This is a genomic window from Corynebacterium pseudotuberculosis, from assembly GCF_002155265.1.
GTDB lineage: Bacteria > Actinomycetota > Actinomycetes > Mycobacteriales > Mycobacteriaceae > Corynebacterium > Corynebacterium pseudotuberculosis.
Map to the genome: position 1 here is coordinate 715,078 of NZ_CP021251.1, position 13,846 is coordinate 728,923.

At 56.1% G+C, this 13,846-nt stretch carries 9 protein-coding genes, 1 tRNA gene and 1 pseudogene; 6 read left to right on the plus strand and 5 right to left on the minus strand.

Going from position 1 to position 13,846, the window contains the following annotated elements; translation table 11 throughout:
- Window positions 1–23 precede the first annotated feature (23 nt).
- On the plus strand, window positions 24–1,169 hold the full coding sequence (locus tag CpATCC19410_RS03395; protein ID WP_086591954.1) for a glycosyltransferase family 4 protein: 1,146 nt from the start codon (window positions 24–26) through the stop codon (window positions 1,167–1,169).
- Here CpATCC19410_RS03395 and CpATCC19410_RS11110 read toward each other — a convergent pair.
- Window positions 1,133–2,545 (minus strand): annotated as a pseudogene (locus CpATCC19410_RS11110) (MmpA family trehalose lipid delivery protein); the annotation flags it as partial. The gene CpATCC19410_RS03395 and the pseudogene CpATCC19410_RS11110 sit on opposite strands and share 37 nt — an antisense overlap.
- On the minus strand, window positions 2,520–3,710 hold the full coding sequence (locus tag CpATCC19410_RS03405) for a PorA family protein (RefSeq protein WP_013242795.1): 1,191 nt from the start codon (window positions 3,708–3,710) through the stop codon (window positions 2,520–2,522). The pseudogene CpATCC19410_RS11110 and the gene CpATCC19410_RS03405, both read right to left, overlap by 26 nt.
- A gap of 40 nt (window positions 3,711–3,750) precedes the next feature.
- Here CpATCC19410_RS03405 and CpATCC19410_RS03410 point away from each other — a divergent pair, with 40 nt between their 5' ends.
- Window positions 3,751–4,842: an acyltransferase family protein gene (locus tag CpATCC19410_RS03410; RefSeq protein ID WP_014367750.1), complete on the plus strand. Its 1,092-nt coding sequence runs from the start codon at window positions 3,751–3,753 to the stop codon at window positions 4,840–4,842.
- On the opposite strand, the gene CpATCC19410_RS03415 is transcribed toward CpATCC19410_RS03410, so the two are convergent.
- Together CpATCC19410_RS03415 and CpATCC19410_RS03420 are read right to left on the minus strand one after the other, a co-directional pair.
- A complete protein-coding gene (locus CpATCC19410_RS03415) occupies window positions 4,839–8,102 on the minus strand; it encodes a DUF3367 domain-containing protein (protein WP_014401434.1) in 3,264 nt (1,087 codons plus the stop codon). The genes CpATCC19410_RS03410 and CpATCC19410_RS03415 overlap by 4 nt on opposite strands.
- Before the next feature lie 8 nt (window positions 8,103–8,110).
- Complete coding sequence (locus CpATCC19410_RS03420; RefSeq protein WP_501162023.1) at window positions 8,111–8,341, minus strand: DUF2613 family protein; 231 nt, start codon at window positions 8,339–8,341, stop codon at window positions 8,111–8,113.
- On the opposite strand from CpATCC19410_RS03420, the gene CpATCC19410_RS03425 reads away from it, so the two are divergent.
- The 3 genes from CpATCC19410_RS03425 to CpATCC19410_RS03435 all read left to right on the plus strand — a co-directional run bounded on the left by CpATCC19410_RS03425 (window position 8,250) and on the right by CpATCC19410_RS03435 (window position 12,897).
- Window positions 8,250–9,449 carry a glycoside hydrolase family 3 N-terminal domain-containing protein gene (locus tag CpATCC19410_RS03425; RefSeq protein WP_501039786.1) on the plus strand — a complete coding sequence of 400 codons (1,200 nt, stop codon included), beginning with the start codon at window positions 8,250–8,252 and terminating at the stop codon, window positions 9,447–9,449. The genes CpATCC19410_RS03420 and CpATCC19410_RS03425 overlap by 92 nt on opposite strands.
- Before the next feature lie 192 nt (window positions 9,450–9,641).
- Complete coding sequence (locus CpATCC19410_RS03430; protein WP_013242791.1) at window positions 9,642–11,303, plus strand: VanW family protein; 1,662 nt, start codon at window positions 9,642–9,644, stop codon at window positions 11,301–11,303.
- A gap of 202 nt (window positions 11,304–11,505) precedes the next feature.
- Window positions 11,506–12,897 (plus strand): NAD-dependent succinate-semialdehyde dehydrogenase, encoded by a 1,392-nt coding sequence (locus CpATCC19410_RS03435; RefSeq protein WP_014522483.1) that lies wholly within the window; start codon window positions 11,506–11,508, stop codon window positions 12,895–12,897.
- Window positions 12,898–13,099: 202 nt separating this feature from the next.
- Here the strand turns inward: CpATCC19410_RS03435 and CpATCC19410_RS03440 are convergent.
- Window positions 13,100–13,173, minus strand: a tRNA-Gly gene (locus CpATCC19410_RS03440).
- A gap of 104 nt (window positions 13,174–13,277) precedes the next feature.
- Between CpATCC19410_RS03440 and dcd the strand changes: the two genes are divergently transcribed.
- Window positions 13,278–13,844, plus strand: a complete 567-nt coding sequence (gene dcd, locus CpATCC19410_RS03445) for a dCTP deaminase (RefSeq protein ID WP_013242789.1) — start codon at window positions 13,278–13,280, stop codon at window positions 13,842–13,844.
- The last annotated feature ends 2 nt before the right edge of the window (window positions 13,845–13,846 follow it).

Sequence of the window (13,846 nt, forward strand, 5' to 3'; positions counted from 1 at the left end):
CATGCTCTAGGGTGGGTTGTGATATGAAGATCCTCTTATTATGTTGGCGTGATACGACGCACCCTCAAGGCGGCGGTAGCGAGCGCTACCTCGAGCGCGTCGCGGAATATTGTGCACGCCACGGGCACGAGGTCATCTTCCGTACCTCTTCCTACCCGGATGCCCCCCGGCGCAGCATGCGCGAGGGAGTGCGATTTTCCCGCAGTGGTGGCAAGTTTGGAGTTTATCCCAAAGCCGCATTGGGAATGCTCGCCGGACGCCTGGGCTGCGGCACCATGCGGGGAGTCGATGTTGTGGTGGATACCCAAAACGGGATCCCTTTCTTTGCCGCGCTGTTTTCCGGTAAGCCCACCATCTTGCTTACTCATCACTGCCATCGTGAGCAGTGGCCGGTAGCCGGGAAGATCCTGTCTAAGCTCGGCTGGTTTTTGGAATCTAAGGTATCTCCGCGAGTGCACCAGTCGTTGCAATATGTCACGGTTTCACAGCCCAGCAAGGATGAGCTAGTGAGCCTGGGCGTACACCCGGCGCGCGTGGAAATCATCCGCAATGGGGTGGACCATCCGCCCGCGCACATACGCTTGGAAGACGATGGCCGACTCCACCTGGTCACACTTTCGCGCCTGGTACCACATAAGCGTATTGAGGATGCCATCGAGGTGGTGCGCTCTCTTGACGGCGTAGTCTTAGACATCATCGGTTCTGGCTGGTGGGGGCGCAAATTGCGGGATAAAGCGGAAGATATTGCAGATCGGGTGGTCTTCCATGGGCAGGTTTCTGAGGAATATAAGCGCGCCCTGTTAGAACGTGCGGCGATACATCTTATGCCCTCCCGCAAGGAGGGCTGGGGGCTGGCGGTGATCGAGGCAGCTCAGCACCGGGTACCAACCATCGGATATCGTTCCTCGGGCGGTCTTGTGGATTCTGTCCGGGAAGGCGGCGTGCTGGTCGGGGATCGGGATGAATTTATTGCGGAGACCCGCCGGCTATTGGCGGACTCGGATCGTCGAGAAGCTTTGGGCGCCTTAGCCTATGAAGCAGCGCAGGATTACTCCTGGGAGGACACCGGCCGCCGCTTCCTCGAACTTATCGAGCGCACGGCCCAGACCCCGACAACACCCGCGCCTACTGTCAGCCACAACACTACGAGTGAGACCCCTACCCAGTAACTACGTCTGCGGTGGGTGCGGCCGCCGATCTCAGTGATGGTTTCTTCGCCGGAGCTTGTCGACGTCACCACCGCCCCGATGCCCCGTTTTCTAAGACACTCTGTGCATCCACGACGCCACTCCTCGAGCGCAGCCGTATACCGGGGGGAAAGATCGTCTACCAGCGCACCATCCACAACTAGCCCTCCTGCTTCCACACTTGATTGGGCTTTAATTCGAGGGTCCACCATGGTGCGCCCGTGGTAAGTCACCAACCCCCGAGAATCCGGAAAGAGGAGATCTCCTTGGGAACTCGGCCAGGGACGCTCGGCCACCGGGGCGAGCTGTTTGAGGGCCACCGGGGCATCAGGAATCTGGAGGATAACAAGAAAGAGGGTGACTATAGCAAGTGGGCGCCACCGCATTCTGCCCGCGCCCGCGACCAACGCTGGTATAAGCAACATGATGAGCTTCTGGGAATCACGGAAAAGGCTAACGCCCGGAACATTTGTGAGCACCCATTCTCCAGCCGGAGTGCTCAGGCTAAGACAGGCCACCACTGAGAAGAGGCCGAGTAGCTGCCACCGCCGCGGGGCCTTACAGAAGGTGAGTACGCATAGCACTACCCCAAACACCGCAAAACCCGCAGACCGTGAGGGGGGAACTGCCTCAGCGTTCCAGATGCCACCCAGACCCATAAGCGCACCTACCGTGCCTGTCCAGGTTTCCGCGCGGGCGAGGAAAGCCGTTGTGGAAGACATGGGTACGGTGACAAGACTAGGTATAAGCCAGGGCACGCTGGCGACCACACCGGCTAGCAGGACGGGAAGTTTAGAACGAGCAGCAACCAAGCCAGTAGTAGTGGCTATAACAGCCCCCGTGGGAGTTAAAGAACTCAGCCACAGTGCTGCAATCCGCCCCGGTGTCGAGGCCGTGATCACCATCGGCAATAACCACGCGGCGACTACCAAAGACCACTGACCTTGCAAGAGCCGCTCCACCACAAATGGATTCCACAAGGTAAGCGTTATCGCGGCGGCCCGTGACCATGAAGTACTACCCAGCCGTGCAGCACCGATGGCGCCGGCGACAGCTGCCGTTATTAAGAGCACCCTGACTATCCAGGTAGCGGGGATCACATGGCTTAACAGTGCGAGTACTCCGTCTTGAGGCGCATTGCGTGCCGGAAGATCACCAAAACCCAGGGCGCCGGCGGTAAGTGCTGGATGATTGAGCACTACCATGTCGCGTAGGCCCAGCATCCCGAACCAGCCGGAAGGCAGCCACAAGGCCCACATGAGCAGAGTTATCAGCATCGCGGTCCATGCGACGAGCAGATATGATGAAGAACGCGCGCCGGGAACGGACATGCTAGGAGGCGTGCGTAGAAACGTCATGGGGGCGGCGTACAGCAAGCCACAGACCTACCACGAGCAGCGCAAAACCAAGCATTTTTGCCACGAAACCGCCGATACGCAGCCGGTGTAGCGTGTCCACTGTCGGCTGGGCTTCATCGTGGGCATGCGCTTGTGTGGTGGCGTCCCACTGAAGCTTGGTCTTTAAGATTGTGCGCATAGGATCGTGACCACGCTGCGCGGTAGCGTCTGCGTCTTGCTGATCAGTGGCATAGAACATGAACACGTCTTCGCTCTGATTGACCACTACACCGCTCTTAGGCTCCACCCACAGTGTGCGCTTGACCGTGTAATACGGGGTGAGCTTGACCGTGCCGGCACGGCCCTCGCCGTAGAACTTAGACGCTGGGGCAGTGATGTGCATCTTGTGTACATGGTCTTGCTGTTCTTTGCTGAGATCGCTAGTGGTGGCCTCCATAGAGGGCTCGTCGGAGATGTCCTCGGGCTGTGTGAAGGAGCGCGTCGCGGCTTTGGCAAGGTCGGTGGCGGGAATATCCTGGGTAAACATGTAAATCCCATTTTTTTCCTCCACGTAATCCAGTGGCCAGGGTTTTTGAGCGATGGGATCAAAGAACTGGTACGAGCGGCGTTCCGTGTGGAATGGATAAAAGTATTGGAGCCCATCGCGGGCAAAATCGCCGGTATCAAAGCTCAGGTTGAGACTTGGCGCCATGACCTTCATATGAGAGGCAAAATCCAGAACCGGATAGGTGGAGTGCCTGATAAGACGCAGTTTGTCATCAATATCGACGATGGATTTTTGGGTGTCTGTGCGCACAAGGTTGTCCGTTACGTGAAGGTCTACTTCGTCGCGAACATCAGTTTTTACCGTTTTAATTTCCCGATGCAATTGAGTGGTGGTATTAACCACAAAACAGCTTTGTGGGGCATCGGGAGGGCAGGGAGCTTCCGGATCATAGAGAGTGGTAGCCGCAGGAGTGGTAGTGATCTGGCGAGTAGTATCCACCGGAATAGGCTTGATTCGGCTGATCATCAGGGCCGGGCCAGCCGCTGCAACGATAAAGAGCACGGCTGCTGCCACAAAGGCAAAGATAGGGGCACGCCGTGCATGCTTTTCAGAACGTGCAAATAGGGTATTCCGTATACCCGTACCAGCAGTATTTACACCGGTGTCTTTGCTGTCCATCACCCTGATGTCTCTCTACTTTCCGCTATAATCCCTTAAAGTGTCTCCATCGTACCCATCGCGCACGCGAAACTTCCTCCCCCAGCTTGAGGGGCTACGAGGTGTGGCTGCTATCGGGGTACTTTTAACGCACACGGCTTTCCAAACCGGAGTGAGTCAATCGGAGATTGCGGGAGCGATACTTGCGCGCTTTGATTTCTTTGTCGCAGTATTTTTTGGCCTCTCAGCATTCCTGCTATGGCGTGGCAATCACCCGGGTTCCCCGCTCTCTTATTTTCGTCGCCGCGCCATACGCATCCTTCCTGCCTATTGGGCATGTGTTTTACTCGTTTTTGCGTTCTTGCCTGATTCTTTTGGCTCGGGTTGGCGCACGATTGTAACTACCCTCACGCTGACTCAAATTTACCCAGCACACAGCCTTGCTGGTGGCTTAACCCATCTATGGTCGTTGAGCGTTGAGGTGGCGTTTTATCTTTTCCTGCCGGCGCTGGTGTGGGCGCTGCGGGGGACGTCGAAAAGCATGCGCTTGCTGTGCTTCCTCGGGTTTTTTGCGCTAGGCATTGGATGGGCGGCGGTGCCTTGGCCTCTTGATATTGCTGGCGGAATCAACTTTCAGCTTTTCCCGCCCTCCTACGCACCTTGGTTTGCCGTTGGCCTTATTGCGGCGGAGCTGGAGGGGACAAAAATAACTGCGTGGAGAGGTTTTAACGTCACATGGCCTTGGTGGATGCTTGCGCTCGGCGTGGCATGGGCTGCGGGACAACCATGGTTTGGGCCACAGGGATTAACGCACCCCACCCCCGGGGAATTTGTGAGAAAAATCCTGGCCGGTGCCCTTTTCGGGGCGCTGATATTGCTGCCCTATGCATGGGGAACCGGCGGCGCACAGAGATCGATTCTTGGTAGCCGACTTCTGCTCACTCTTGGTCGGTGGAGTTACTCGCTATTTCTTTGGCACCTTCCGGTGCTGTCGGTGGTCTTCCCGCTGTTGGGGATCGCACCATTTTCCGGACACTTCCTTCTTGTTACTGTGGTCTGCTTTGTAGGAAGCGTTATTGTGGCAGCGGTGAGTTTTACATTGGTGGAGCAGAATCTTCTTTTAACAAAATACCGTGGCCTTGAAAGAGCTTAAGGGGCATCTTGAGGCTTTTCTTTTGTAAACAGGGGACACAGCAAAGCCAGACAACATAACACGTCTGTAAAGGGCACAAGATCAAAGTAATGGGCGCTGGGCCAGGGGCTGCGCGCTAGCCAGAGCGCGGTGATTGCCGTCATTGCAGCAACGATGCCGGTGGGGGTGATGGTGGTAAAACGTCGGATAGCCCAGAGGCTTGGAAGTATCAGGAGCCCCCAGCCTCCTAGGACGCAGCAGGTAGCAGCCGTGCCGATAATCGGAAGTATGGGCGCTGGCCAGGCTTTGACAGGCGCCTCGATGGTGCGACGCCGGCGGCTGATGACTAAGCCGCATCCTAGCGCGATTGCTATCGCAAGTGCTCCGCCGCCTAGTAACCCACGACGATAGGTGGTATCCGCGCTCATGCTGAGCGTTACTGCGCCGTGTGCACCCGATGGGAGGATAAAGCTTTGCGACGCCGCGTTAAATTCCACCGGGCGTAGTTCTGTGCCGTCTTCTAAAGTCGCCCTGAGGCCTTTGTTGGCAGCGCGTGTGGTCACCAGAATTCTGTCATGGTCTGCGGCTGGGATTACTTCCCCGCGCGCGAGATCACGTAGGCCAATCTCAGGGGAAAAACCTGGTTCGGTGAGGCGAATCCAGTTGGAACGGGTGCGAACCTCATGGTGACCGGCTGTAAGCTGGATATCGTTGCCGCAGGTATGGGGGGTGCCGTCGATATACGTGGGTTGATTGCAATCGGATTGGGATAGCTGAACCGTGAGATCCTTGGGAAGGCTAAAACTCCTGATGATCACCCCGGTATCCACCGTGACCTTTTGAAAGAGAAACTCTCGGACGCTCATGGGGGCTTCCGGTACCGTGACCACTCGCCGGATTGGCGCATCTTTGATCGCAGCCTCGGCGATCCCTACTTTTCCGGATCCCGTTGTTGTGGGTTGTTGTGGTCCTAGAGTGATGCGCACGGCATCCGTAGGACCACCCGGTACTTTGATAGTGGTGGGAATGCCGGGTTTTATTTTTACCTTTGTGTGTGCTCCCGCGCTGCTTATGGTGAGGGCGGCGGGAGCGCCGGTGGTGGTGAGGCTGAGCGTTGGATTATCGGAGTGCGCCTGTAGTTCCAACCATTGGCCTTCTTGAGTTCCGGGTGCGGGGAACCACGCAGTGTCTGGATCGCCGTCAACGGCGGCGGTAAGGGATCGCTCTGGGTGAGCGCCGCCAAAGGCAGTGGCGTCGGCGGCAGACGAGGATGCTGTCACGCTGCCGCCGGTTTCTACGACACGCGTGTATAAGCCTTGCGACGGATAATCGAGCACCGTTCTTCTAACGTCCGGGGCTTCATCGGCAGAAACAAGGGGAGCCGAGACCGCGGACTGTATGGTGCCAAAGTTGCGGGCGGTTAGCATCGGGGTATCCGTGACTATCTCTGCGTCTTTATTGGTGAGCTCGTAGAGCCCGCGGGGAAGCAGCGGAAGGATTTCGCCGCCTCCTGCGATCTTTGTTGGGGTGGGGGCGGCCTTTTCTGCGTCGGCAAGCAGCATGTTGCGTTGAGGGGCAAACACAATTACATCGATTTTGCCAAAGGTGCGGACCTCTGCGTGGGGGAAGATCTGTTGAGCTTTGTTCAACGTGAGGGCTGTTCCGGTTGTTCCCACCACCGAGTCATCAAGATCATGCCGCAGCACCAGAGCGCCAACGCCGAGGCGTTCGAGCTGCGCTGGTAGCTCATTCAGCGCGCCTTTGTCTATAGCCGCAAGGGATCCATCGAGTGTGCGGATCGCCTCCGGGGGCACAAGGGGCACAGCATCGCGGGCAAGCCAGGGGACAGACAATAGCGGCTGTAGCGGCTCGTCTCTGGTCCAGCCCCATTTTTGCCGGGCAAAACTAGCAGCGGGGAGTATCAACGTGCGAGTCCCTGAGGCCTTCTCATTGAGAAAATCCGCAGCTTCTGACCAATAAGAGGGGACCTGACTATAAGCTCCGGAGGGGAGCAAGCGGCCCGACCATGCAGGAGAAACCGCTGCAGCTGCCACCAGGACTACGAGAGCATAGATTGCTGCACGCTGCTGGGGAACTCCTCGAGTGAAACGAATGTGAACAGCGTGGGAAAGCCCTATGCACAGTGGTAACCGCAAAAGCGGATCAAATTTATGCACGTTGCGGAGAGCGGCGCCGGGGCCGTCGAGAAGCTCGGGGATTAAATGTGCCCCGCACATAATAATCACGCCGACAAAGAGCAACAACATCCAGAACTTATGAAGCCGCAGGTGAGGCCGGCATAACCCGATCAATCCGAGCGTCGCGATGGCTAGTGTTGCCACGACAAAGTAGGGGCTGGTTGCAAGCGCATGACCGGCTTCCCGCTCCGTCTCTACAAAAGGCGTCCATGAGGTGGTGCCGCGTAAGACCTCGGCAGCGTTGAGCCAGCGTGTGGTAACAAAGGAGTTCTCGATGAAGTCAGTAAAAGGAGTGGAATAAGCCCCCAGGATGGCTAGCGGCACCAACCACCACAGGCTCACCGCAACGCACCCAACAGACCACACTGCAAAAAATCGCCAGCGCCGCAGCCACAGCAGCAACAACGCGGCAGGAACGCATGCGGCCACCGTAGCCGTCGCGTTCACCGCACCCATGCCTATTACCGCGAGTAACGATGCTGCGACACCGGAGAGGCCTTGTACGGGAAGTCGCCGATCGGCGTTGTTATGGGCAGCCCCAGCCACCGGGATCAGCGGCCACAGCACCCAGGGGGCTAAAGCCACTGGCCAGGCCTCTGAAGAGATCGCCGTCAGGGTGGTCAGAATTCGGGGGGAAAGCGCATACAGCGCGGCGGCTAATACACGTGAGCCGCTAGAACCCACCCCTATCCGGCGGGTGAGTAATAAAAATCCGGAAAAGGCCAAGCCCAGAAGCAAGGTCCACCACAGGCGCTGGGCCACCCAATCCGGAAGCGGGGAGGCAAGGAGAAAAAATGCTCCCTGAGGAAAGAGATAGCCATAAGCCTGGTTTTGCAGCTGCCCCATGGGGAAAATATCAGTCCATGGATGAAGAGCCGCGCTGAGAAAATGAGCCGGGTTGGCCACTAGATCGTGTTTTGTGTCTGCGGCAGTGAGCCCCCAGGGTTGGGAAAAACTCACCAGCGCGGCGCATACCCAGCCGGAAAAATGAGGCCGGCGGGAGAAAAACAACAAGAGCAGTGACGCTTGTGCCACCAGGAAGTCGGCTAAAGTTCTAGCCTTTGTGCGCACAGTGGATATCAAAGCCGGGTCTACTGACGTGAGCCATACTCCGGGTCGCCGAGTACCGAAGAATCCGCGTGTGGGGTGCCGTTGGCTGGCCCAGAATCCACGAGCGACACACCGATCACAGCCACAATGCCCACCGCGATGCCGATAACGGCGCTGGCTATGGTGGGGCCGAGGGTGCGGCGGTTAAGAGAATCGGATTCAAAAGCCATACATGTAACAATACCGTGGTTTACTGGATGGGCAATGCACATGAAACGACTTCTCGCCGCCGCCCTCCTCGGTGTGCTCGCTGCATGTAGCGACGCCGGAACCAATACGGATCCCACCAGCACTGAGGCCACCACTGCGTTAACAACGCAGGAAACCAGCGCGCCTGCAAGCGCAAAACCACAGCCTGAGGACGTCCGCGCTAAAGCCGCGAGCCTGATGATGGTGGGCGTAAGCAATTACGACGACGCCCTTGCTGCCCTAAACCAAGGCGCTGGGGGCATCTTCATAGGGTCCGGCACCGATCCCAATCTTCTCACCGCTCCGGATAGAAACATTCAGGCGCTGCGTAAGGCCGTGGGGCGAGACTTTTCTGTCTCGATCGATTTTGAGGGAGGGCGTGTTCTCCGGCATCAGGGAATTCTGGGAACCTTCCCCTCGCCCCAAGTGATGGCACAAACCATGAACCCCGAGCAGGTTCGAGGGATGGCCAAAGCGATGGGCGACTCATTGCTGGCTCACGGAGTGACCGTGAATTTTGCTCCGGTCGCGGATATAGACGCTGGATTAGACGTTGTGGGCGATCGTGCCTTTAGCGCAGACCCAAATATTGATGCGGAATACGCCACAGCTTTTGCCCAAGGAATGCTTGATGCTGGGGTCCGGCCAGTGTTTAAGCACTTCCCGGGGCATGGCCGCGCCAGTGGCGATTCACACACAGGACAGGTATTCACGCCCCCTCTAGGTGACCTGGAAAACATTGACCTAGTTCCTTATGGCCGGATTAATGTCCCCGGTGCCGGCGTGATGCTCGGGCATATGGTGGTTCCTGATCTAGGCGCTCCCCAGAACGGACTTCCGTCCACCCTCAATCCGGCCGCATACCAGTTACTACGCACTGGGGCTTATCGTGATGGGCGTCCTTTCGCCGGCGTGGTCTACACGGATGATCTTGCTATGGGAGCAATCACCGGGGTTATGCCTATCCCTCAAGCCGTAGTGGCCTCGCTGCAAGCTGGCGCAGATCAGGCTTTGTGGGTGACCACTGCGGGGCTTAAAGAAGCTATCGACGCTACCGTGGCTGCCGTGGAAACCGGCACGTATCCCAGGGCTCAATTTGAAGAGTCGGTACGCCGGGTTGGTGTTGTTTAATGCCTTTGGGAAGACTTAAGTAAAAAATTATTATGCTGTGATAATCGCATGGAGAAACCCCATGAAATCAGGATTGATAAAGGTTATAAGGGGTTCTTGGCCACTAGAATCATGCGGCGAAAAAATTGCACAGCAGAACTTTAAGGTTCTTGGAATAGTGGGCAGCGCCTTGCGTCTACTAAGTTGGTGTGAGTGAGTTCAAAGAAGGCAGCTAAGTTCGGTGCAGGAGTGGTCCTAGGGATCGCTTTGCTCGGCGGCGTCGGGTATGGCACGGACTATGTGATCAACCAAGGATCCGTCCCCCGAGGGACAAGCGTTGGCGGCATCGACATCGGCGGGATGGGAAAAGATGAGGCCATCTCGACGCTTAAAAAGGGACTGGCGCTTAGTTCTCAAGTACAGATCACCGCGGGAGAACAACACTCCAGCATCTCGCCTGAGGCCGCAGGGCTCGGCGTAGATTGGGAGAAAACGATTGACGGTGCGGGCGCGCAATCTATCAACCCGTTCACCCGCTTGGCTAGCTTCTTTACCACTCATGAGATCAATATTGTCTCCACCGTGGACGATTCTAAGCTGACCCCGCAACTGGATCGTGTGGAAAAAGAACTAACCCCCGCGCCTCAGGACGCCAGCGTGGACATCCACGGCGGCAAGGTGAACTCTCACAAATCCGTTAACGGGCAGACTTTGAGCCGCCAGGAGCTCAACAGTGCGGTTGTCTCCGATTGGTTAAAGCCCAACGGAGTGAACGTGAAGGTAACTACCACTAAGCCTGCGATTGGTGAATCTGCCCTCAAAAAGGCCGAGGAAACAGCCAACGCGGCACTTCAGGGGCCCTTAGTTCTCCATGGGCGCGATAACATTGACGGTTTCATCCCCGTGGAACGGTTAGCCGAGGTTCTCACTTTTGTTCCGGATAATGATTCGCTGAAGCCGGAGATCAATGTCGAAGCGGCTAAAGGCATTTTCCTGGAAAATCTCGGCGTGACAGAGGTAAAACGGCAAAACGCTAATATCACCTTCAGCGGTGGAACCAAGGTGGTCACCCCTAGTACAGATGGAATCACCATTGACTGGGAGAAAACACTGGAAAACTTCCCTGAGCGTGTGACCTCCAAGGACAAACGAAACTTCGACGCTGTTTATATTGACCAGCCCGCTAGCTTTACCACTGAGCAGGCGGAAAGAGCGACCTTTGATGAGGTCGTTGGTGAATTCACCACGGGCGGTTACTCCCAAGCGTCAGGCGTGAACATCGCTCGCGTTGCAGAAATGGTCAACGGGGCAATCGTCGCGCCGGGGGATACGTTCTCGCTGAACGGTTATACGGGGCCGCGCGGACGGGCGCAGGGCTTTGTGGAATCCGGCGTTATCCTCAATGGACGCGCAGATAAAGCGGTAGGAGGCGGCATCAGCCAATTTGCCACCACTTTGTACAACGCCTCTTACTTCGCAGGGATGCAAGATGTAGCTCACACCAATCACAGCTTCTATATCTCGCGCTATCCCGCCGGACGTGAGGCCACGGTCTATGAGGGGGCTATCGACCTACAGTTTAAGAACACCTCCCCGTACCCCGTCAGAATCGTGACATCCGCAGGTGGCGGAAACGTGACCGTCAAGCTCACAGGGGTAAAGACTGTCAACGTGGAGTCCATCAATGGAGGACGCTGGAACTACACCCCACCAAGGCCGATCAAACTATCTGGTCCAGACTGCACGCCTTCAGGTGGTGCACAAGGTTTTACCACATCAGATACCCGGATTGTGCGTGATCTACGTGGCAACCAAATTTCGCGAGAAACTACGACCACCGTTTACGATCCGTCCCCGATTGTGACCTGTTCTTAAGAAAAAGCGAATGCGCGCGGTTCTTTGGCCGCGCGCATTTTTGCGTACTGCCATTTTGAACGTATCTAGGTATTTTTGCTTGCGTTGCGCAGCCTCAAAAGGGGACGAATATCACGACTGGGAAGCACTGCGCTTGTTTTAAAGCAGGCGTAGTGTGGGCTGACAAAGTTCGAGGCTCAGGCGAGATCCTAGGAGGACGTACATGGCGTATAAGACCACAAATCCCTACACCGGTGAAGTACTCAAAGAGTTCCCCACGGCTACCCCAGAGGACATCCAAAACGGCATTGCTCGTGCAGATGCAACCTTTAAAGAATGGAGCCTTAAGCCTGTCTCGGAGCGAGTACAGGTGTTGGCCAAAGCCGCAGAGATTCTGGAAGCCAAGAAGCGCGAGTATGCGGAAACCCTTACCTTAGAGATGGGCAAGCTTCTTGTAGAAGCCGAGGCAGAGGTAGATATTTGTGTAAGCATGCTGCGCTACTACGTGGAGAACGGCGAATCGCAGCTAGCTCCGCGTTATCTGCCCGCACAGGGGTTTGGTGCCCAAGACGTGCAGATAGTGAATGAACCTCTGGGCGTTCTTTATGCCGTGGAACCCTGGAATTTCCCTTATTACCAGGTAATTCGCATTGGTGCACCGCAGTTTACCGCAGGCAACACGATCATTCTCAAGCATGCCTCTAATGTGCCTCAGTCGGCGTTGAAGATGGTTGAGCTGTTCCGTGAAGCAGGAGCTCCCGAAGGACTCTTGGTTAACGTATTTGCAGATCATAACGCTACGGAGACGATCATTTCCGATCCCCGCATCCGCGGAGTGGCACTCACCGGGTCAGAAGCAGCAGGTGCAGTGGTTTCCGCTATCGCTGCAAAGCATGTGAAAAAGTCGACCCTTGAGCTAGGCGGCGCGGATGCCTTTATCGTGCTCAATGATGCTCAGCTGGATAAGGCCGTTGAATGGGCTGTCTTTGGCAGACATTGGAATGCCGGGCAGGTGTGCTGCTCTTCTAAGCGAGTCATCGTTGAAGAGGGGATTTATCAGGACTTCCTAGACAAGTACAAGGCGAAAGTGGCGGAGCTAAAAGCCGGGGACCCCATGAACCCAGAGACTCAGCTAGCGCCTTTATCGTCCCAGCAGGCAGCCGATGATCTTGGAAAGCTAGTGGAAAAAGCGCGCAGCGAAGGCGCAACAGTAGAGGACCTAGGGGCAGCAGTACCCGAGCGTGGCGCTTTCTTCCCGCCGACGGTTCTCACCAATATCCCCCTTGACTCGGACACCGCGCACGCTGAATTTTTTGGGCCAGTGTCTCAGATCTACCGGGCCCGAGACATAGATCATGCTGTGGAGATAGCCAATTCTTCCCCGTTTGGGCTGGGCGGATCCGTGTTTACGGAAGATAAAGATAAAGCTTATGCCATTGCGCGTCGTCTAGATACCGGCATGGTGTATATCAATCAACCCACTGGTGTGAAAGCAGACATCCCCTTTGGCGGAACCAAACGTTCCGGATTTGGCCGTGAACTCACCGATCTGGGGCTACATGAATTTGTGAACCAGAAGGTAGTGGTGGTCGCTGACATTGATGGGGATTTTTAAAATGTGAGGTTTTCTATCGTTCTCAAAAACGACAAAACCTAAGGAATCTTAAACCCGAACCTGCATTTCCATAGACAAAAGGGCCTTTTGCGGTCGAATTTGGGGTTTATGTCTATGGAAATGCAGGTTTTAGCGGGGGCGGGGGATGACTGCTCAAAGGAGCAAAAAGGAGCGTGGTATCTACCATGCTCCGACGCAAAAATGGAGCCGATGACGGGAATCGAACCCGCGTATTCAGCTTGGGAAGCTGATGTTCTACCATTGAACTACATCGGCATACTGCTAAGAAGCAGGACTGCTTAAGCAACGAGAGTTAGTTTAGCACGAATAGTTCGGGGTGTTGTTAAAAAGGGGGGCGGTGAAACACGTAGACTGGTGCCGTGCTTTATTCAGACCACGATATTCGAGCCACAATTGACGCTGGTGAGCTCAACATTGAGCCTTTCGACCCAGAGTTGATCCAACCATCGTCCATTGACGTCCGCATGGACCGCTTCTTCCGGGTCTTTAACAATTCCAAGTACACCCACATTGATCCGATGCTGCAGCAGGATGAGCTGACTAGTCTGGTGGAAGTGCCGGAGGGTGAGCCATTTGTCTTGCACCCCGGAGAATTTGTGCTGGGAGCGACCTTGGAAAAATTTACGCTGCCTGCCCATATCGCGGGGCGTTTGGAGGGGAAGTCTTCACTGGGACGTTTAGGCCTGTTGACGCACTCTACTGCAGGATTCATTGACCCTGGCTTCTCGGGTCACATCACGTTGGAACTGTCTAATGTGGCTAATCTTCCTATTACCCTGTGGCCAGGGATGAAGGTGGGCCAGCTGGCGCTGTTTAGGATGACGTCTCCCGCAGAAAAACCCTATGGCACGGGCGCCTTGGGATCTAAGTACCAGGGACAGCGTGGTCCTACCCCGTCAAAGGCGTATCTGAACTTCCGTACTTAGTC